This is a genomic window from Brevundimonas sp. (assembly GCF_004210735.1).
Classification (GTDB): domain Bacteria; phylum Pseudomonadota; class Alphaproteobacteria; order Caulobacterales; family Caulobacteraceae; genus Brevundimonas.
Genome location: NZ_SDZL01000052.1, coordinates 1 through 18,082, shown reverse-complemented (window position 1 = coordinate 18,082; position 18,082 = coordinate 1). Strand labels below are relative to the sequence as shown.

Below are 18,082 nucleotides of genomic sequence, written 5' to 3'. Positions count from 1 at the left end.
CCAACACGCCGCCGCCGCCCAAGCTGCAAGTTCGCGAGCCTATTCTCTCGCCGGACGTGCCGCCGCCGCCGGTGACCGTGAACGTCGAGGCGACCAAGAAGGAAGACCGTGTCGAGTATTCGGGCCCGCCCGTTATCGTCCCCGGTCCGCCGCCGCCTCCGGCTCCGCCGGCTCCGCCGCGTCCTTCGGTGATCACCAACCCCTCGTGGGCCCGCCAACCGCGTGGTGAGTTCCCGAGCCGCGCCCAGTCGCGGAACATCGAAACGGGTTCGGCCACCGTCAACTGCGGCGTTAACCCCAACGGCTCGACGACCGATTGTAATATCGTGTCGGAAGATCCTGCGGGCGCCGGCTTCGGCCAGGCTGCGCTCACCGCCATGCGGAGCGCTCGCCTGCAACCGAGGCAGGTGGACGGTGTCGCGCAAGGTTCGCGCGTACAGTTCACCATGCGCTTCCGCCTCGAGTAGGACGGACCGTCGCACTGAACTCTGGAAACGCCCCGAGGCTTCGGCCTCGGGGCGTTTCTTTTTGCCCGAATGGCAACGCCTGTTGCGAAACCGCAAAGGTCAGTGCGACGTTAAGGGGGCTCAAGGAGACGCTTCCATGATCCGCACTCGAATCCCCGCCACCCGCACGCTTGTTCTGGCCGCCGCCGGCGCCGCCGCCCTGGCCGCCTGCGCCTATAACGAGGACCTGGGCCGCAATCAGTTGCTCATCGTCGATGACTCATCCCTGACAACCCAGGCTGACGCCGCCTGGGCCGAGACGCTGCGCACCAAGACGGTGTCGCGTGACGCGGCCCAGAACGCGCGCGTTCGGCGGGTCGGCGACCGCATCGTTCAGGCTGCGGGTCTGGGCGGCCGGACGTGGGAATACGCCGTCTTTGTCGATAACAGCCCCAACGCCTTCGTCTTGCCGTCCGGCAAGATCGGCGTGACCACCGCCCTTCTGGGGCTGGCGCGCAATGATGACCAGTTGGCCGCCGTTCTGGGCCACGAGGTCGGCCACGTCGTCGCCCGCCATGCCGCCGAGCGTTACTCCAGCACGGCTTTGGCCAGCGTGGGCTTGCAGGCCGTCCAGGGCGTCGCGGGCGACTATGCGCGCGCCGCCGGCGCCATCGGCGGTCTGGGCGCCCAGTACGGTGTCCTGCTGCCCTTCTCGCGCCGGGACGAGCTGGAGGCTGATCGCCTTGGCGTCGACTATATGCAGCGCGCGGGTTTCAAGCCGGCCGAGTCGGTCGCCCTGTGGCGGATCATGGCCGCCCAGCGCCAGACCGCGACGCCGGAATTCGCCTCGACCCACCCGTCGGACGCCAGCCGGATCGCGGCGCTGGAGCAGTATATCGCCAGCAAGGGCTGGGCCTGATCGCGTCACAGGAGGCGGCGCGGTGGAAATTCCTTCATCAGCGTATTGCCCGCGCGGGCGAGGGCCGCTAGATCACCGTCCTCGCGCGATGCGCCGCCTTAGCTCAGTTGGTTAGAGCGCCGGTTTGTGGAACCGGAGGTCCTCAGTTCAAGCCTGAGAGGCGGTACCATTCCTTCCCTGACGCATTCGCCGCCCGGCGACGTCAGATGGAACAGGAGCCGGCATGAGCGACGCCCCCGTCTGGGATCCCGGTCAGTACAATCGTTTTGAAGCCCAGCGTGATCGCGCCGCGCTCGATCTGCTTGTTCGCCTGCCGGACGATCTGAGACCCGCCGAAATCTGGGATCTGGGCTGCGGCACGGGCCAGCACGCCGCCCTGTTGAAGCGCCGTCATCCGGACGCCCGCGTGCACGGGCTGGATTCCAGCGCAACCATGCTGGACGAGGCGCGTCGCCTGTCCGGAGCCATCGACTAGATCCAGGGCGATCTGGTCGACTGGGCGCCGGATCGACCCGTCGATCTGATCCTGGCCAACGCCTCGCTGCAGTGGGCGCCGGATCATCGATCGCTCTTCCCGCGACTGGCCTCCACCCTGGCGCCTGGCGGCGTCCTGGCCGTGCAGATGCCGATGGCGTGGGAGAGCGTCCACCACACCCTGATGCGCGAAACCTCGGGACAGGGGCCGTGGGCCGGGGCGCTAAAGGGCGTCGACACCATCCGCTCGCTACTGCCTGTCGCCGACTATTACGACCTGCTCGCGTCTCTGTGCGGGGAGGTGGACATCTGGTCGACCACCTATCTGCATGCCCTGACCGGCCCCGATGCGGTGCTGGAATGGATGAAGGGCACGGCGCTGCGGCCTTATCTGACGACGCTCACCGATCCGGCGCAGTCCGCCGCTTTTCTTTCGGCGCTGGGCGCGCGGCTTTCGGCGGCCTTCCCGCGCCGCGCCGACGGGGTGACGCTGTTGCCGTTTCCGCGTCTGTTTCTGGTGGCGCGTCGCTGACGGTCTCCATCGTCGGCTTGCGCCGCAGATGCGCCACGGGCCGGTCCAGCCCCGCCAGTGCGGCCCGCGCGGCGCTGTATCCGGCGGCGACGGCGGGCTCATAAGCCTTCCAGTCGCGGATATCGATGCCGTCCGGGCGCGGCTGGATCAGCAGATCTGTGGCCGCGCGCGACTTCTCGACCTCGCTGTCCGTGGTCAGGGTCGCCGACCGCATCAGCACCGAAACGATCGGCGGCCCGCCCTTCCACGCGCCCGAGGTGATCCACCGCCACCACGACGGCGGATTCTCCAGCGTGGCGGGATCGACGCCCCGCGCCTGGGACATGTCGATGCCGACGATGGGGCCGGACGTCATCTGGCGCATGACCTCGGTCGGGAAATTCTTCAGCACCGCCCCGTCCACCAGCACCTGTCCGTCGATGACCACCGGCGGCATGACGCCTGGAATCGAGATCGAGGCCCGCATCGCCCGGCGCAGCAAGCCTTGCCGATGCACCTCGATCCGCCCGGTCGTCAGGTTCGACGACACGGCGAAGAAGGGCAGGGGCATGTCCTCGATCAGCGTATCCCCATAGGCCTCCTGCATCAGGCGGGCGACCTTGGACGAATGGGTCATGGCGATGATCGGAAACGCCAGATCCGACAGCGGGTCGGATTCGACGAAGGCCTTGCGGATGCGCCGCTCCAACTCGTCATCGGACCAACCCATGGCCGGGCCCGCGCCGACCACCGCCCCCATCGAGGCGCCGCCGACGAAATCGATCGGCACGTTCGCCTCGCGCAACGCCTTCAGCGCGCCGATCTGGGCATAGGCCCGCGCCCCGCCGCCTGACAGCACCAGCCCGACCGCCTCGCCGGTGATGATCCGCGCCAGCCGCGTCGTATCGGCGACGCTGGCTTCCTGGGCATGGAACCAGCGGCCGGGTTGCAGGGCGTCCAGCCAGACGCGGGTATTGGCGGGCCGGCTCATCCGCGCGTCGCGCAGCAGGATCAGGTCCGTCAGTTGTCGCGTATCCGCGGACCCCTCGCGCCGGGGCAGGCCCCGGGGCGGCGCCAGCAGCGGATCACCGACGACGAACAGCCGGTCCACCTGCCGCGCGCACAGCGAGGCCCAGCTGGGCTCGTCCTGTTCGGCGACATACAGGACGAAGTCGTGCGTATCCTCGACCCGGGAAAACCATTCGGTGGCCGAGGTCAGGGCGGAATGGTCGATGATCTGGCAGGTGAAGCCCAGGGCCTGCACCGCCGCCGCCACCCGCTCGACAAAGGCGCGGATGGGTTTGGGCCGGGCGGAGATAAAGCCGAACACGCTGGGTTCCGCGCCCCCGGACACCCGCTCGCGCGCCCGGTGGATCATCAAACGGGCCAGCTCGACCATCAGGTTCGGCTCGGTCCGTGCGGCCTCCAGAAAGGCGTCGCGGGGCAGGGCGACGATGTCGCTGTCCCTCAGGGCCACAACATTGGCCGTGTGCGGGGTCCCCGCCAGCATGGCCATTTCGCCGACCGGCTCGCCCGGTCGCACCACGCCCAGGAACTGCGGCGGCTGGCCCGGCTCGTTGCGGAACACGCCCAGTCGCCCGGCGCGCAACAGATACAGGGTGTCCGCCGTGTCCCCCTCGCCGAACAGCCGCTCGCCGCCGGTCAGGGCGAACCAGCTGGCGCGGGTGTTGCGCTGTCCCTCAAAGATGTGAGCCAGGGCGGCGTGCAGCGTATCGGGGCGTGGCGGCATCAAAGCGGCTTCGATTCGTTCAGCCACCATCTTCACCCCTTTCCGGCAACCTGTCGAAGCGAGCTTGGCGAAGCCGGGCTTCCCCGCTCGCCGGAAGCCTCCTAAGAACGGCGCATGCCCAAGCTGACTTCCGCGATCGACCCGCACAGCTCCGCCTTCAAGGCACTGGACGCGCACAACCGCACCCTGCGCGACGAGCTTTACGCCCGCGTGGCCAAGGCCGCCCTGGGCGGCAGTGACAAGGCGCGCGAGCGTCACGTCTCGCGCGGCAAGCTGCTGCCCCGCGACCGGGTCGAGCGCCTGCTGGACCCCGGTTCGCCGTTTCTTGAGGTCGGCCAGCTGGCCGCCAACGGCATGTATGGCGACGAAGCGCCGGGCGCCGGCATGATCTGCGGCGTCGGCCGGGTCTCGGGCCGCGAGGTCATGATCGTCTGCAACGACCCGACGGTGAAGGGCGGCGCCTACTTCCCCATGACGGTGAAGAAGCACCTGCGGGCCCAGGAAATCGCCGAGCAGAACAATCTGCCCTGCGTCTATCTGGTCGATTCCGGCGGCGCCAACCTGCCGCACCAGGCCGAGGTCTTTCCCGACCGCGACCATTTCGGCCGTATCTTCTTCAACCAGGCGCGGATGAGCGCGCGCGGGATTCCCCAGATCGCCTGCGTCATGGGTTCCTGCACGGCCGGCGGCGCCTATGTCCCGGCCATGTCGGACGAGACGGTGATCGTCCGCAACCAGGGCACCATCTTCCTGGCCGGCCCGCCGCTGGTGAAGGCCGCGACGGGCGAGGTCATTTCGGCTGAGGAACTGGGCGGCGCCGAAACCCACGGCCGCAAGTCCGGCGTCGTCGATCATGTCGCCGAAAACGACGAGCACGCGCTGGAGATCGTCCGCGCCATCGTCGCCAACCTGAACACCACCAAGGACGTCCCGCTGGACGTGCGCGAACCCCGCGCGCCCGCCTATGACCCGGCCGAACTGTACGGGGTCATCCCCGACGACGTCCGCGCCCCCTATGACGTGCGCGAGGTCATCGCCCGCATCGTCGACGGCTCGGAACTGGACGAGTTCAAGGCTCTGTACGGGACCAGCCTGGTCTGCGGCTTCGCCCGCATCTGGGGCTTCCCCGTCGCCATCCTGGCCAACAACGGCGTGCTGTTCAGCGAAAGCGCGCAGAAGGGCGCACACTTCATCGAACTGGCCTGCAAGCGGAAGATTCCGCTGCTGTTCCTGCAGAACATCTCGGGCTTCATGGTCGGCGGCAAATATGAGGCCGAGGGCATCGCCAAGCATGGCGCCAAGCTGGTCACGGCCGTCGCCTCGGCTGAGGTGCCCAAATTCACCGTCCTGATCGGCGGCAGCTTCGGCGCCGGCAACTACGGCATGTGCGGCCGCGCCTATTCCCCGCGCTTCCTCTTCACCTGGCCCAACAGCCGGATCAGCGTCATGGGCGGCGAACAGGCCGCCAGCGTCCTGGCCACCGTCCACCGCGACGCCGACAGCTGGACCGACGAACAGGCCGAGGCCTTCAAGGCCCCGATCCGCCAGAAATACGAGGACGAGGGCAACCCCTGGCACGCCACCGCCCGCCTCTGGGACGACGGCGTCATCGACCCCGCCCAAACCCGCGACGTCCTGGGCCTGGCCATCAGCGCGTCGCTCAATGCGCCGATCCCGGAGACGACATTCGGCGTGTTCCGGATGTAATCAGTCGCGGTTCAGCCCAGACAGTAGGCGCACAGCTTGTTGCCATCGAGGTCGCGGAAGTAGCTGAACCAGAGGCCGGGACCGCGCACGCCAGGTGGTCCGTCACAGACAGCCCCCAGCGCCAAAGCCTGCTCATGGAAGGCTGTGACTTCCTTACGAGTTTCGAAGTTGAAGGCGAACATCGAGCCATTGCCGACTGTTGCGGCTTCTCCATTGTGAGGGCCGAGCACGCCGAAATTCGGACCACGTCTATCGCCGTAAACGCGACCGCCGGAGGGGTGTTCGAAAATGGGGCGCAGCCCTGCGCTGGCCAGCAGGACATCATAGAAAGCCTTGGCCTTCTCCAGTCTGTTCGATCCGACCGTGGCGTAGGTGAGAGCGCCCATTTCATCTCCGTCGCACTGATTACAGCCGCAAAGCTTAGGATGAACCCGAGCGACGCTCCAACGGTCTTTCGAATTCGTCAGGCGGCCGACGCCTGCCACACCAAACGATGCGAGAGCGCCTGAAGATTCGCCCTTCTCCCCCGAGGGGAGAAGGGTATAGTCAAGCTATGCACCAGTCGCCGGATCGGACCCGTCGCGCGCGTCGTCTCCGCTCGTCCATGACGCCTGCGGAAACTCAACTCTGGTCCCTGATCCGCAATCGAGGCTTCGACGGCCTGAAGTTCCGTCGTCAGGCGCCGGTCGCCGGCTATGTCGCAGACTTTCTCTGCTCGGACTTGAAACTGGTCGTCGAACTGGACGGCGGCATTCACCGTTTGCGCGAACAGGCGGACGCCGAGCGCGACCTGCGATTGACCGAGGCCGGATTCACCGTCCTGCGCTCGACCAACGAAGCGTTCGCGCACAATCCAAACATCCTGCTGGACGCGATCCGCCGTCACGCCGCAAAGTTGGGCGCTCGCCTCTAAACCCTTCTCCCCTCGGGGGAGAAGGTGGGCGGCGGAGCCGCTCGGATGAGGGGGCTCTATCGGCAGGCAGACTTTCGGACGATGAGTGCGTGGCCGGCAGCCCCCTCATCCATCATGCTCCGCATGCCACCTTCTCCCCCGAGGGGAGAAGGATCACCGCAGCACCTTCTCCATCGCCTTCCCCTTGCTCACCTCGTCGATCAGCTTATCCAGGTGGCGCAGTTCGCGCATGAAGGGGTCCTCGATCTGCTCGACGCGATAGCCGCAGATCACGCCGGTGATCAGGAAGCGGTTCGGGTTCATCGCCGGGGCCTGGGCGAAGAAGGTTTCGAAGTCCGTGCCCGCCGCCAGCAGCGCCTCCAGCTGGTCCTGCGAATAGCCGGTCAGCCAGCGGATCACCTGGTCCACCTCGGCCTGCGTCCGGCCCTTCTTCTCGACCTTGGCGACATAATGAACGTGGACGCTGGCCACGCTCGTTTTGCGGATGCGGTCGGCCGCGCTGGTCGCCATCGGATACGCCCCGTATTCAGTTCGCCTCTCCGCGCGTTATAGACGCTCAGCCTCAGGAGATCAGCATGGCCGAGAAGCCCACCGACCCCGACCTCAACGCGCTCGACATCACCGATGCCGAAGCCGCCGAGATGAACGCCATCGCCCATCCGTTCGTCACCGATCCGGCGCCCGACGCCAATGACGATCTGGTCCAGATCGATTCGACCTCCGACGGCGTGGTCTTCGTGACCATCAACCGGCCGCAGAAGAAGAACGCCTTTGACGCCGCCACCATCGCCGCCCTGTTCGAGGCGTTCGAGACGCTGCACGGCGCCGACCATGTGCGCTGCGTCTTCATTCGCGGCGCGGGCGGGACGTTCAGCGCGGGCGCCGATCTGAACTGGATGCGCGACGCCGCCGACTGGTCCGAGGGCGACAATCGCGACGACGCCATGGGCCTGGCGAAAATGCTCAAGGCCCTGCACGACGTGCCGGCCCTGACCTGCGCCATCGTCGAGGGTTCGGCCATGGGCGGCGGGGCGGGCATCGTCGCCGCCTGCGACATGGCGGTGGCCGTCGCCGGCACGCGATTCGCCTTCTCCGAGGTCAAGCTGGGCCTGATCCCCGCGACCATCGCCCCCTATGTGATCGAGGCCGTCGGCCCCCGCCGCGCCCGCGCCCTGTTCCTGACGGCCAACATCTTCGACGCCGACTACGCCGCCCACGTCGGCCTGATCGACATGGTCCTGCCCGAAGGGTCGGTGGACGAGTTCATCTCCATGCTGACCGACAGCCTGTCGGGCAATGCGCCCGGCGCCATGGGCGATGCCAAGCGCCTGGTCCACGACGTGGCGGGCGAGGCCATCGACCACCGCCTGATGGAGGAAACCGCCAAACGCATCGCGCGCGCCCGCATCAGCGCCGAGGGACAAGAGGGCGTCCGCGCCTTCCTGGACAAACGCTCGGCCAGCTGGGCGCAGTAAAAACGCGCCGGCTCTCCCTCCCCTTCATGGGGAGGGTGGTCGCGTAGCGACCGGGTGGGGAGGGCCTGATTATGCAGAGCTTGCCTGACTGGTCTGTCGCCCCCACCCGGCTTCGGCCTGACGGCCTCAGCCACCCTCCCCATAAAGGGGAGGGAGAAGCGCCCTCCGGCGCCGTGCCACCTTCTCCCGTCAAGCCAGACCCGCTAGACACGACCCATGTTCAAATCCGTCCTGGTCGCCAATCGCGGCGAGATCGCCTGTCGTGTCTTCCGTACCGCCCGCCGCATGGGCCTGCGGACCATCGGCGTCTATTCCGAGGCTGACGCCGACGCCCTGCATGTGCGCGAGGCGGACGAGGCGGTGCTGATCGGCCCGGCCGCCGCCCGCGAATCCTATCTGGTCGCCGAAAAGGTGCTGGCCGCCGCCAAGGCGACGGGGGCCGAGGCCATCCACCCCGGCTATGGCTTCCTGTCCGAGAACGCCGACTTCGCCGAGGCGGTGATGGCGGCCGGCATCGTCTGGATCGGCCCGCAGCCGGCGTCCATCCGCGCCATGGGTCTGAAGGATGCGGCGAAAAAGCTGATGATCCAGGCGGGCGTCCCCGTCACCCCCGGCTATCAGGGCGAGGACCAGTCGGTCGAAACCCTGACGGCTGAGGCGAACCGCATCGGCTTTCCGGTCCTGATCAAGGCGGTCGCCGGCGGCGGCGGCAAGGGGATGAAGAAGGTCGACCGGGCCGAAGACTTCGCCGACGGCCTGGCCAGCGCCCAGCGCGAGGGCCAGTCGTCCTTCGGCGATCCGCGCGTCCTGATCGAAAGCTACATCACCCGCCCCCGCCATATCGAGGTTCAGGTCTTCGGCGACAGCCACGGCAACGTCGTCCACCTGCACGAACGCGACTGCTCCCTGCAACGCCGCCACCAGAAGGTGATCGAGGAGGCGCCGGCCCCCGGCATGGACGCCGCCACCCGCGACGCCGTCACCGCCGCCGCCGTCCGTGCGGCCCAGGCCGTGAACTACCAGGGCGCGGGCACCATCGAGTTCATCGCCGACGCCTCTGACGGCCTAAAGGCCGACCGCATCTGGTTCATGGAGATGAACACCCGGCTGCAGGTCGAACACCCGGTGACCGAATCGATCACCGGCGTCGATCTGGTCGAATGGCAGTTGCGCGTCGCGGCCGGCGAACCGATCCCCCTGGCCCAGGCCGACATCCCCATGAACGGCTGGGCGATGGAGGCCCGCCTCTATGCCGAGGATCCGGCCCACGGCTTCCTGCCGTCGATCGGCAAGCTGGATCACTTCGTCCTGCCCGACGATATCCGCGTCGATACCGGCGTGATGCAGGGCGGAGAGGTCAGCCAGTTCTACGACCCGATGATCGCCAAGCTGATCGTGCATGAAGACACCCGCCAGGCCGCCGCCGCCCGCCTGGCCGACGCCTGCCGCGAGGTCGAGGTCTGGCCCGTCCGCACCAACGCCGGCTTCCTGGCCCGCTGCCTGGACCACCCGCGCTTCGTCGAAGGCGACGTGGACACGGGATTCATTGGGGCGGAGGAGGGGGCTTTGACGCCCCCTGGGCCTTCACCGACGCTTCTGGCGGAAGTCGCCAACCACGCGCTGGACTGCGCCCCTCCCACGACCGAGGTCAGCTCGGCTTGGTCGTCGCTCGCCGGCGCCCGAGGGTTCCGGTTGAATGCGACGCCGCAAAAGACGATCCGTCTCTGGCAGCAGGGTGAGCAGAAGGATGTGATCCCGGCGCACTCATCCACCTACCAACGCACGACGGTTATCCACGACGACCAGATCATTGGTTTTGAAGACGGCGTTGCACACGCCTTCCGAGACCGGCCGCCTGTTTCATTCGGCGCCAGTAGCGGCGCCTCCGACGGCGGCCTGCGCGCGCCCATGCCAGGCAAGATCGTCGCCACGCCGGCCAAGGCCGGCGATGCGGTGACAAAAGGACAGCCTATAGTTGTGCTTGAGGCCATGAAGATGGAACATGCCTTGACTGCGCCCTTCGACGGCGTGGTGGCCGAATTCAACGTCGCCGTGGGCGATCAGGTCAACGACGGCGCCGTGCTGGCGATCGTCAGGGCAGGGGAAGACGCATGAGAACGATGATCGCGGGCCTGACGGCGGCCCTGGCCCTGACTGCAGGCGCGGCCCAGGCGCAGGAAATGTCGGCCGCCGACCAGCAGGACATCCAGTGCTTCGCCCTCGTCGCCGCACAGGCGGGTGAGGGCGAGCAATCGCCCGAGAAGATGGCCAGCCTGGCCACGGCCATGATGTTCTATCTGGGCCGTATGGAAGGTCGCTCGCCCAACACGGACTGGCTGGCGCGCATCGAAACCTACCTGCGATCGTCCGAGGTCGAGAAGCTGCCGACCCACGCCGAGCGCTGCGCCACGGAAATGATGAGCAAGGGCAAGGCCCTGATCGACTGGGGCGCCCGCCTTCAAGCCCAGGCCGGCGCACAAAAGGGCGGTTGACGCCTAGCCGCGCAGACCGACCCCGCCCAATGGCTCGGTCTCGGTCCGGTTGTCGAAGCCGGCGATCAGCGGCCGTCCTCTGGTGATCGCTGCCTGCACCGTCGGCAGGGCCAGCGAGGCGCGGTGGCTGTCGGCGCTGTCCCAGACCTCGGTGATCCACAGGGCGTCGGCGTCCGCCGGATCCCGCGCGACGACATAGCTGAGGCACCCCGGCATGGCGCCGGTCCCTTCCAGCAGGATGGCGGCCAGCGCATTCCGCTGCCCCGGATGGGCCTTCATCCGGCCGATCAATCCATACATGGGCGTCTCTCCGGCAACAGGCGCGGCCATCGTCAGGGCGGCCAGGCCCAGGCCTGCAGCGACGATCTGGCGGCGATCGGGGGTCATGGCGCAATCCTAGCCGACGCGACCTGCCTCAGACCAGCGTCGTCCGTGCGGTCTCCAGCACATAACCGATCAGGGTGGGCCAGCGCCCCACGTCCGACAGATAAGTCGACCAACCCTCCTCCAGCGCCGTCATCAGATCACGCTGCGGCCCGACCTCCAGGTCCGACGAAACCCTGTAGTCAGCCGGCTGCACGCCTGCCTCCTGCGACAGGATCGTCTGCATCAGCAGGCACATGGTTTCCTCGACGTCCACGTCCTTCGGCTCGGCCAACGCTTTTACCGACGCGGCCAGCGGATGGGCGGTCCAGTCCGTGCCGACCGCCGCGCTCCACAACAGATGGCTGGCTTCGTGACCCAGCACCCGCCCCAGATCGGGCGTGCGGAACAGGCCCGTAAAGACGCCAGCCGGGGAATAGTTGGCGCTGCCGGCCGGATGGAAGGGCATGGCCGCGACGATCAGCCTGTCCGCGCACAGGGGCAGACGCTGCATTTCGATCAATCGGGCCAGGGGACGATGGGCGCTGTCCTGTTCACGCCAGACGCTGATATGGGCCTCGACCGCCGGGGCTATGCCGTTATGCCAATAGGTCTCGAACGCGTCGAACCATGGCGCGCCCGCCCGGATCACCTCGAGCACGGTCTCTAGCGGCGGCGCCTCTTCCCCATAGGACAGGATCAGCGGTCGGGGTTCCGCAACACGGCGAGCGGGCAGGGCGGCGAAAGTCTCGGCGACGAAGGGCTCGACCTCCTCATAACGCCGCAATCCCGCCGCGGCGACCAGTTCAGGCACAGCGACGATCTGGTCCAGCGTGGGCGCATCGGCGAATCCTGGCGCCTCAAAGACCGGCAGCCGGGGTTTCGAGGCCCGGAACAGCAGAAGATGCAGATAGTCCGCCAGGGGATTCGACACGAACTGGATCGCCGGCGCACCCTCTGCGCCTGCCCGTGCAGGCAGGGCGGCCAGCAACCCCAGGCCCACGGTCCCGACCAGTGCGGTTCGACGTGTAGGGTGCATAAGCATACGGCATCTCCTCATCCGAACCTTAGCTGTGAGAAGAATCGAGGCAGCGCCTTTTCGATCAAATCGCGACCAACTACATGGCGTCCCATGCCCCTTCACATGATCAAGCTGTGCGTCGGTATTTCCGATGTCGAGACGGTGGAAAAGAACGCCGCCCGCAGCAACTGGCGCGTCGTCCACACTCGCATGACGCCCAAGCGCGCGGCCGAGATCGAGGACGGCGGCTCGCTGTACTGGGTCATCAAGGGCGTGGTCGTCTGCCGCCAGCCGATCCTGGAGATCACCACCGTCGGCGAGGGCAAGACCAGTCGGTGCGAGATCAAGCTGGACTCGACGGTCTTCCGCACGGCCCCTCTGGCGCGCCGTCCGTTCCAGGGCTGGCGGTATTTCGAGCCCAAGGACGCCCCGCCCGACCTGTCGGTCGCCGAGCCGACCGACCTGCCGCCGGATCTGGCCAAGGAACTGCGCGAACTCGGGGCGTGGTAGGCAGGTGACAAGTGACGCGTGGCGAGGGGCGCGAAAGGGCGTATAGACCCGCTCCCGTCATCTGTGGCCCCGCTTTCGGGTCCGTTCGCCAATCGTCACGCCATGCTCACGCCCCCGACCCGCGCCACCCTGTCCGAGCTGCTGACGCTGGCCTGGCCCGTCGTGCTGGCGCGCATCGGCATCATGACCATGGGGCTGACCGACGCCATCGTCGTCGGCCACTACGCCAGCCGCGAGCTGGCCTATCATTCCCTGGCCTGGGCCCCGTCGTCCGTAGTGCTGACCACGGCGGTGGGCCTGATGATGGGCGTGCAGGTCATGACCGCCCGCCTGCTGGGCGAGGGCCGGCGGAGCGAGGTCGGGGCCGTGCTGCGCCGGGGCATGGTCTATGCGCTGCAGATCGGGATCGTCTCCATGATCGGCCTGATGCTGCTGGGGCCGTTCGGCATGCAGCACATGGGGCTGGAGGACGGTCTGGCCGAGGGGGCATCGCCCGCCCTGGCGGTCTTCGCCCTGTCCATGCCCGCCTATCTGGTGTCCGTCGCGGCGCAATTCTTCCTGGAGGGCCTGCACCGGCCCAAGGCGGGCATGGTCGCCATGTGGGTGGCCAATATCGTCAATCTGGGCCTGAACCTGCTGCTGGTTCCCGACCTGCTGGGTTTGGGCATGCACGGCGCCGTGGCCTCGGCCTGGGCGACGTTCGGCGCGCGCACGGCGCTGGCGGTGTTTCTGGTCGTCTTCATCCTGCGCCTGCCCGAGGCGCGGGCGCTGGGCGTCTTCAACAAGCCCAAGCGCGACAAGGCCGTCGAGCGCCAGCAGGCCACCGTCGGCCTGGGCGCCGGCAGCTCCAACTTCATCGAGGTCGGGGCCTTCGCCGCCATGACCCTGTTCGCGGGCCAGCTGGGCGCCGCCGAAACCGCCAGCTGGGCGGTCGTGATCAACGTCTCGGCCATCGTCTTCATGGTGCCCATGGGCCTGTCGTCCGCGACGGCCGTGCTGGTGGGCCGCAGCTATGGCGAGGGAGACAAGGCGGGTGTCATGCGCGGGGGTCTGGCGGGCATCGGCGTGGTGACGGTTCTGGCCTTCATCATCGCCATCGGCCTGTGGCTGACCGCGCCCTTGGTGGTCAGCGCCTACACCACCGACCCGGTCATCCTGTCCATCGCCGCTCCCGCCCTGGTGCTGGCGACCTTGTTCTTCGTCGCCGACGCCCAACAGGTGGTCGCCGCGCAAGCCAACCGCGCGGCGGGCGATGTCGTCTGGCCGACGCTGATGCACCTGCTGTCCTATGGCGTCATCATGATCCCGCTGGGCTGGTGGCTGGCGCACCGGATCGGCGTCGACGGCCTGGTCTGGTCGGTCATCGTGGCCAGCCTGATCTCGGGCGCATTGCTGACGGGCCGGTTCGTGCGGATCGCAAAGAGGCTGGCCTAGCTGGCGTTTCTCCCTCCCACGAAGGGGGAGGGTGGCTGAGCCCGCAGGGCGAAGCCGGGTGGGGGCGGCGCGGCAAATCATCCCGCGCCCAGCATCACCACGCCCTCCCCACCCGGTCGCTAAGCGACCACCCTCCCCATGAAGGGGAGGGAGAAGGTGACGCCTGGTCATTCGCGTCTTATATCCCTCCGCTTCTCCCTGACGTCTGGACTCCCATGGCCCGCATCCTCATCACCTCGGCGCTGCCCTACATCAACGGCATCAAGCACCTTGGGAATCTGGCCGGGTCGATGCTGCCCGCCGATGTCTGGGCGCGGTTCAAGCGGGGGCAGGGGCATGACGTCCTGTATGTCTGCGCCACCGACGAGCACGGCACCCCGGCCGAGCTGGCCGCCGCCGCCGCCGGTCAGGACGTCCGCGCCTATTGCGACGAACAGCATCAGGTCCAGAAGCGCGCGGGCGAAGCTTTCAACCTGTCGTTCGACGTCTTCGGCCGCAGCTCGAACGAACCGAACCGCCGCCTGACCCAGCATTTCGCCAAGGTGCTGGAAGAGCGCGGCCTGATCGAGGAACGCGTCGACCGGATGATCTATTCGATCGACGACGCCCGCTTCCTGCCCGACCGCTATGTCGAGGGAACCTGCCCTCACTGCGCCTATGAAAAGGCGCGCGGCGACCAGTGCGACAACTGTGGGCGTCTGTTGGATCCGACCGACCTGATCAATCCCTATTCGGCGGTCTCGGGCAGCCGCAATCTTGAGGTCCGCGACACCCGCCACCTGTATCTGCTGCAGACCAAGGTGGCGGACGACGTCCGCGCCTGGGTCGACGCCCGCTCGCCCCAGTGGCAGCCGCTGGCCCGCTCCATCGCCTACAAGCATCTGGACGAAGGCCTGATCGACCGGGGCATCACCCGCGACCTGAAATGGGGCGTGCCGGTGGTTGGCCCCGACGGCGGTCCGCGTCCGGGCATGGAGGGCAAGGTCTTCTACGTCTGGTTCGACGCCCCCATCGAATACATCGGCGCGACCGAGGAATGGGCCGAAACGTCCGGCGGAAACTGGCGCTCGTGGTGGCGTCTGGACGAGGGCGCGGACGATGTCCGCTACGTCCAGTTCATGGGCAAGGACAACGTGGCCTTCCACACCGTCAGCTTCCCCGCCACCATCATCGGCTCGGGCGAGCCGTGGAAGACCGTGGACCAGCTCAAGGCTTTCAATTGGCTGAACTGGTACGGCGGGAAGTTCTCGACCAGCATGGGCCGGGGCGTCTTCATGGATCAGGCGCTGGAGCTGCTGCCCGCCGACTACTGGCGCTGGCACCTGACCGCCTATGGGCCGGAACATTCCGACGCCGCTTTCACCTGGGAGCAGTTCCAGTCGACGACGAACAAGGATCTGGCCGATGTGCTGGGCAATTTCGTCAACCGTATCGTCAAATTCACCGAGTCGAAGTTCGACGGCGTCACGCCCCGGGACGGCGAGGCCGGCCCGCTGGAGGCCAAGCTGGCGGCCGACGTCAAGGCCGGGCTCGCGGCCCTGACCGCCGAGTTCGAGGCGATGGAGTTCCGCAAGGCGGCCCAGGCCGCGCGCGCCCTGTGGGTGCTTGGCAATGAGTATCTGCAGGAATCGGCGCCCTGGACGGCGTTCAAGACGGACCCTGTCCGCGCAGGCGTCGCCGTGCGCACGGGTCTGAACCTGGTCGCCTTGTTCGCCCGCATCACGGCGCCCTTCATGCCGGACGCCGCCGCGCGCATCGGCGCCACCGTGGGCGCGACGGATCTGTCGTGGCCGGACGCCGATGCCGATCTGCTGAACACCCTGCCGGTCGGCCAGACGGTGGCCGCCGCCGAGGTCCTTTTCCGCAAGATCGAGGACGCCCAGGTCGCCGAATGGACCGAACGCTTCGGCGGCGCCGGTAGCTGAGGCGACGACCCGGCGCCCCATACGGCGCCACGCCGCGTCTTTCGGCCATCATGGCGCGTCTTGGCGCCATGGGCGTTTGCGCGCCGCGAGCGCCCATTTCATAGCCGCGCCGTGAACGCCGCTATGATGGCGCTCGATGTTTGACGTTCCGCCGCAAGATTTCAGCCGAACTGACGCCTCTCGATGCGATCGCCCATTGCACTGGTTGCACTGATTGCACTCTTTTTTTTGGGGCAGTGCAGTGCAACGGCGACCGTAGGGACAAAAAGGCCCGGATCGCTCCGGGCCTTTCTGACTATTCTTCGGCGGGTTCGGGCGGCGACGCCTACCTCTGTTCCCGTCCACCGGGCAGGGCGGCGGGCGTGCTCTCGTGACTGCCCGCCCCGGCGTGTTTCATATGCTTGGCCTGCTCCTCCGGACTGATGTCCAGGAAGCCGGGGGCCGAGGCGTTGAAGGTGTCGGTGTTGCCGGTCCGCGCGATCACCGACCGTCCGCCGTCCCAGATCATGTGCAGGGCGACGTACAGGACGATCACCAGACCGACGTAGGCGATCCAGCGATACCGGTTCAGCAGCCGGGCGATGAAGGTCGCGGCCAGACCCATCAGGGCGATCGACAGGATCAGGCCGAACACCATGATCCACGGATGCTCGTGGCTGGCGCCGGCGACGGCCAGCACATTGTCCAGCGACATGGTCAGGTCGGCGATCATGATCTGAAGCAAGGCCGCGCCGAACGTCTTGCGCTTCAGGCCCAGTTCCTCGGGGCTGGGTCCGCCGCCATGCTCGATGGCCAGGGCCCGTTCGATCTCGGCCTCGGCCTCGGCCTGGTCGTGGGTGGCCTGCTCGCGCAGTTCACGCCACATCTTCCAGCACACCCACAACAGCAGGAAACCGCCCGCCAGCAACAGGCCGACAACCGCCAGCAACTGCACCGTGATCAGCGCCAGGCCGATCCGCATCACCACGGCGGCGGCCAGGCCGATCAGGATGGCCTTGCGCCGCTGCTCCTGCGGCAGGGCGGCGGCGGCCAGGCCCACGGCCACGGCGTTGTCGCCGGCCAGCACCAGGTCGATCATCAGAACCTTGCCCAGGGCGGTGGCCTGGCTGACGAATGCGGGATCAGAAAGAAATTCCATGCGGCCTCCTTAGTCCCCGCGCGCGCCTGCGCCAAGACGCCGCAGCTCCAATCTCCGACCTCAGCGCCGTTGCGCGCGCGCCGCCTCATACAGGGCGATGGCCGCGGCGTTCGAGACGTTCAGGCTTTCGAACCCGCCCGGCATGGGGATCTTGGCCATCACCTCGCAGTGCTCGGCAACCAGCCTGCGGACGCCGTCGCCTTCGGATCCCATGACGATGACCGTGGGCCGGGCGTCCAGCGCCTGTTCCAGCGTCTGTTCGGCCGCGCCGTCCATGCCGACCGCACGCCAGCCCATGTCGGCCAGCCGTTCCAGCGCCCGGCTCAGATTCGTCACTCGCGCACAGGGCAGGCGCTCGGTCGCACCCGCCGACGCCTTGGCCAACGCCCCGGCCAGGGCGGGCGAATGCCGGTCCTGAACCACGATGCCCCGCGCGCCGAACGCCAGCGCGGAACGGAAGATGGCGCCGACGTTCTGGGGATCGGTCAACTGGTCCAGCATGACGATCACGCCGCCGCCGCCTTCGGCCAGGTCTTCCAGCGACACGCCTTCCAGCGGCGCGACCTTGAAGGCCAGACCCTGGTGCACGGCGCCGGGGGGCAGCAGCCGATTCAGGCTCTGGGAATCAGTCAGCTCGATTCGGTGACCATGGGTCAGCGCGTCGCGCTCCAGTTCGGCGGCCCGCTCCTCGGTGGCGAACAAACGGCCCATGCCGCGCCGCGCCGGGTTGGCCAGGGCGGCCAGGACCGGGTGGCGGCCCCACAGCCAGTTCGACGGGTCGGCCTTGCCTCCCCGATCTTGGCCACGATCCCCGCGCGGCGGGCCTTTGTCGGCGCCGCGCGGTTGGGTGGCGGCTTGCGGGGCCAGGCTCCAGCCGCGCTCGCGGGCGCCGCCCTTGGGACCGGAAACGGGCCCGCGAGAGGCGCCTTTTTGACCGCGTTTCCGGTCGTTGCCTTCTCGATTCGACGACACTATAAGACGCGCTCCGATTTGGGGCCCTAGGG

Annotated in this window: 18 protein-coding genes and 1 tRNA gene; 12 read left to right on the top strand and 7 right to left on the bottom strand. The window is 67.8% G+C overall.

Going from position 1 to position 18,082, the window contains the following annotated elements; translation table 11 throughout:
• The 4 genes from EON91_RS11440 to EON91_RS11425 all read left to right on the top strand — a co-directional run.
• On the top strand, positions 1-467 hold a 467-nt coding region (locus tag EON91_RS11440; RefSeq protein WP_292094816.1), incomplete at its 5' end, for an energy transducer TonB.
• 136 nt (positions 468-603) lie between these two features.
• Complete coding sequence (locus tag EON91_RS11435) at positions 604-1,365, top strand: M48 family metallopeptidase (protein ID WP_292094814.1); 762 nt, start codon at positions 604-606, stop codon at positions 1,363-1,365.
• 92 nt (positions 1,366-1,457) lie between these two features.
• A tRNA-His gene (locus EON91_RS11430) sits at positions 1,458-1,534 on the top strand.
• Between the two features lie 54 nt (positions 1,535-1,588).
• Positions 1,589-1,840 (top strand): methyltransferase domain-containing protein, encoded by a 252-nt coding sequence (locus tag EON91_RS11425; RefSeq protein ID WP_292094813.1) that lies wholly within the window; start codon positions 1,589-1,591, stop codon positions 1,838-1,840.
• Between the two features lie 400 nt (positions 1,841-2,240).
• Here EON91_RS11425 and EON91_RS11420 read toward each other — a convergent pair whose 3' ends face one another.
• On the bottom strand, positions 2,241-4,100 hold the full coding sequence (locus EON91_RS11420) for a patatin-like phospholipase family protein (protein ID WP_292094811.1): 1,860 nt from the start codon (positions 4,098-4,100) through the stop codon (positions 2,241-2,243).
• Between the two features lie 114 nt (positions 4,101-4,214).
• Here EON91_RS11420 and EON91_RS11415 point away from each other — a divergent pair, with 114 nt between their 5' ends.
• A complete protein-coding gene (locus EON91_RS11415) occupies positions 4,215-5,807 on the top strand; it encodes a carboxyl transferase domain-containing protein (protein ID WP_292094808.1) in 1,593 nt (530 codons plus the stop codon).
• An 11-nt stretch (positions 5,808-5,818) separates the two neighbouring features.
• Here EON91_RS11415 and EON91_RS11410 read toward each other — a convergent pair whose 3' ends face one another.
• Positions 5,819-6,193, bottom strand: a complete 375-nt coding sequence (locus tag EON91_RS11410; protein ID WP_292094805.1) for a VOC family protein — start codon at positions 6,191-6,193, stop codon at positions 5,819-5,821.
• A 218-nt stretch (positions 6,194-6,411) separates the two neighbouring features.
• Between EON91_RS11410 and EON91_RS11405 the strand changes: the two genes are divergently transcribed.
• The gene (locus tag EON91_RS11405) at positions 6,412-6,720 is read left to right on the top strand and encodes a DUF559 domain-containing protein (RefSeq protein WP_292094802.1); all 309 of its coding nucleotides are present in this window, start codon (positions 6,412-6,414) and stop codon (positions 6,718-6,720) included.
• 153 nt (positions 6,721-6,873) lie between these two features.
• On the opposite strand, the gene EON91_RS11400 is transcribed toward EON91_RS11405, so the two are convergent.
• Entirely contained in the window at positions 6,874-7,230 is a 357-nt protein-coding gene (locus EON91_RS11400; protein WP_292094800.1) for a DUF2200 domain-containing protein, read from the bottom strand.
• A 65-nt stretch (positions 7,231-7,295) separates the two neighbouring features.
• On the opposite strand from EON91_RS11400, the gene EON91_RS11395 reads away from it, so the two are divergent.
• The 3 genes from EON91_RS11395 (at position 7,296) to EON91_RS11385 (ending at position 10,687) form a co-directional block, all read left to right on the top strand.
• Positions 7,296-8,195 carry an enoyl-CoA hydratase-related protein gene (locus EON91_RS11395; protein ID WP_292094798.1) on the top strand — a complete coding sequence of 300 codons (900 nt, stop codon included), beginning with the start codon at positions 7,296-7,298 and terminating at the stop codon, positions 8,193-8,195.
• A 216-nt stretch (positions 8,196-8,411) separates the two neighbouring features.
• Positions 8,412-10,310: a biotin carboxylase N-terminal domain-containing protein gene (locus EON91_RS11390; RefSeq protein ID WP_292094794.1), complete on the top strand. Its 1,899-nt coding sequence runs from the start codon at positions 8,412-8,414 to the stop codon at positions 10,308-10,310.
• The gene (locus EON91_RS11385) at positions 10,307-10,687 is read left to right on the top strand and encodes a hypothetical protein (protein WP_292094791.1); all 381 of its coding nucleotides are present in this window, start codon (positions 10,307-10,309) and stop codon (positions 10,685-10,687) included. The genes EON91_RS11390 and EON91_RS11385 overlap by 4 nt, the downstream gene beginning before the upstream one ends.
• A gap of 3 nt (positions 10,688-10,690) precedes the next feature.
• On the opposite strand, the gene EON91_RS11380 is transcribed toward EON91_RS11385, so the two are convergent.
• Positions 10,691-11,074, bottom strand: a complete 384-nt coding sequence (locus EON91_RS11380; protein ID WP_292094788.1) for a putative quinol monooxygenase — start codon at positions 11,072-11,074, stop codon at positions 10,691-10,693.
• Between the two features lie 28 nt (positions 11,075-11,102).
• Entirely contained in the window at positions 11,103-12,095 is a 993-nt protein-coding gene (locus tag EON91_RS11375; RefSeq protein WP_292094786.1) for a hypothetical protein, read from the bottom strand.
• 87 nt (positions 12,096-12,182) lie between these two features.
• On the opposite strand from EON91_RS11375, the gene EON91_RS11370 reads away from it, so the two are divergent.
• From EON91_RS11370 to metG, 3 genes are all read left to right on the top strand, one after another.
• Positions 12,183-12,581 (top strand): DUF1489 domain-containing protein, encoded by a 399-nt coding sequence (locus EON91_RS11370; RefSeq protein WP_292094784.1) that lies wholly within the window; start codon positions 12,183-12,185, stop codon positions 12,579-12,581.
• A 102-nt stretch (positions 12,582-12,683) separates the two neighbouring features.
• Positions 12,684-14,015, top strand: a complete 1,332-nt coding sequence (locus EON91_RS11365) for an MATE family efflux transporter (RefSeq protein ID WP_292094783.1) — start codon at positions 12,684-12,686, stop codon at positions 14,013-14,015.
• Between the two features lie 215 nt (positions 14,016-14,230).
• A complete protein-coding gene (gene metG, locus EON91_RS11360) occupies positions 14,231-15,940 on the top strand; it encodes a methionine--tRNA ligase (RefSeq protein ID WP_292094781.1) in 1,710 nt (569 codons plus the stop codon).
• A gap of 325 nt (positions 15,941-16,265) precedes the next feature.
• Here the strand turns inward: metG and EON91_RS11355 are convergent, their stop codons facing one another.
• Complete coding sequence (locus EON91_RS11355; RefSeq protein WP_292094778.1) at positions 16,266-17,078, bottom strand: TerC family protein; 813 nt, start codon at positions 17,076-17,078, stop codon at positions 16,266-16,268.
• 60 nt (positions 17,079-17,138) lie between these two features.
• The gene (gene rlmB, locus EON91_RS11350; RefSeq protein WP_292094775.1) at positions 17,139-18,050 is read right to left on the bottom strand and encodes a 23S rRNA (guanosine(2251)-2'-O)-methyltransferase RlmB; all 912 of its coding nucleotides are present in this window, start codon (positions 18,048-18,050) and stop codon (positions 17,139-17,141) included.
• Between the last annotated feature and the right edge of the window lie 32 nt (positions 18,051-18,082).

Bases quoted from the DNA above. Each gene is read 5' to 3' on its own strand.
- EON91_RS11435 (WP_292094814.1), top strand. From the start codon at position 604: ATGATCCGCACTCGAATCCCCGCCACCCGCACGCTTGTTCTGGCCGCC.
- EON91_RS11425 (WP_292094813.1), top strand. From the start codon at position 1,589: ATGAGCGACGCCCCCGTCTGGGATCCCGGTCAGTACAATCGTTTTGAA.
- EON91_RS11420 (WP_292094811.1), bottom strand. From the start codon at position 4,100: ATGCCGCCACGCCCCGATACGCTGCACGCCGCCCTGGCTCACATCTTT.
- EON91_RS11415 (WP_292094808.1), top strand. From the start codon at position 4,215: ATGCCCAAGCTGACTTCCGCGATCGACCCGCACAGCTCCGCCTTCAAG.
- EON91_RS11410 (WP_292094805.1), bottom strand. From the start codon at position 6,193: ATGGGCGCTCTCACCTACGCCACGGTCGGATCGAACAGACTGGAGAAG.
- EON91_RS11405 (WP_292094802.1), top strand. From the start codon at position 6,412: ATGACGCCTGCGGAAACTCAACTCTGGTCCCTGATCCGCAATCGAGGC.
- EON91_RS11400 (WP_292094800.1), bottom strand. From the start codon at position 7,230: ATGGCGACCAGCGCGGCCGACCGCATCCGCAAAACGAGCGTGGCCAGC.
- EON91_RS11395 (WP_292094798.1), top strand. From the start codon at position 7,296: ATGGCCGAGAAGCCCACCGACCCCGACCTCAACGCGCTCGACATCACC.
- EON91_RS11390 (WP_292094794.1), top strand. From the start codon at position 8,412: ATGTTCAAATCCGTCCTGGTCGCCAATCGCGGCGAGATCGCCTGTCGT.
- EON91_RS11385 (WP_292094791.1), top strand. From the start codon at position 10,307: ATGAGAACGATGATCGCGGGCCTGACGGCGGCCCTGGCCCTGACTGCA.
- EON91_RS11380 (WP_292094788.1), bottom strand. From the start codon at position 11,074: ATGACCCCCGATCGCCGCCAGATCGTCGCTGCAGGCCTGGGCCTGGCC.
- EON91_RS11375 (WP_292094786.1), bottom strand. From the start codon at position 12,095: ATGCTTATGCACCCTACACGTCGAACCGCACTGGTCGGGACCGTGGGC.
- EON91_RS11370 (WP_292094784.1), top strand. From the start codon at position 12,183: ATGCCCCTTCACATGATCAAGCTGTGCGTCGGTATTTCCGATGTCGAG.
- EON91_RS11365 (WP_292094783.1), top strand. From the start codon at position 12,684: ATGCTCACGCCCCCGACCCGCGCCACCCTGTCCGAGCTGCTGACGCTG.
- metG (WP_292094781.1), top strand. From the start codon at position 14,231: ATGGCCCGCATCCTCATCACCTCGGCGCTGCCCTACATCAACGGCATC.
- EON91_RS11355 (WP_292094778.1), bottom strand. From the start codon at position 17,078: ATGGAATTTCTTTCTGATCCCGCATTCGTCAGCCAGGCCACCGCCCTG.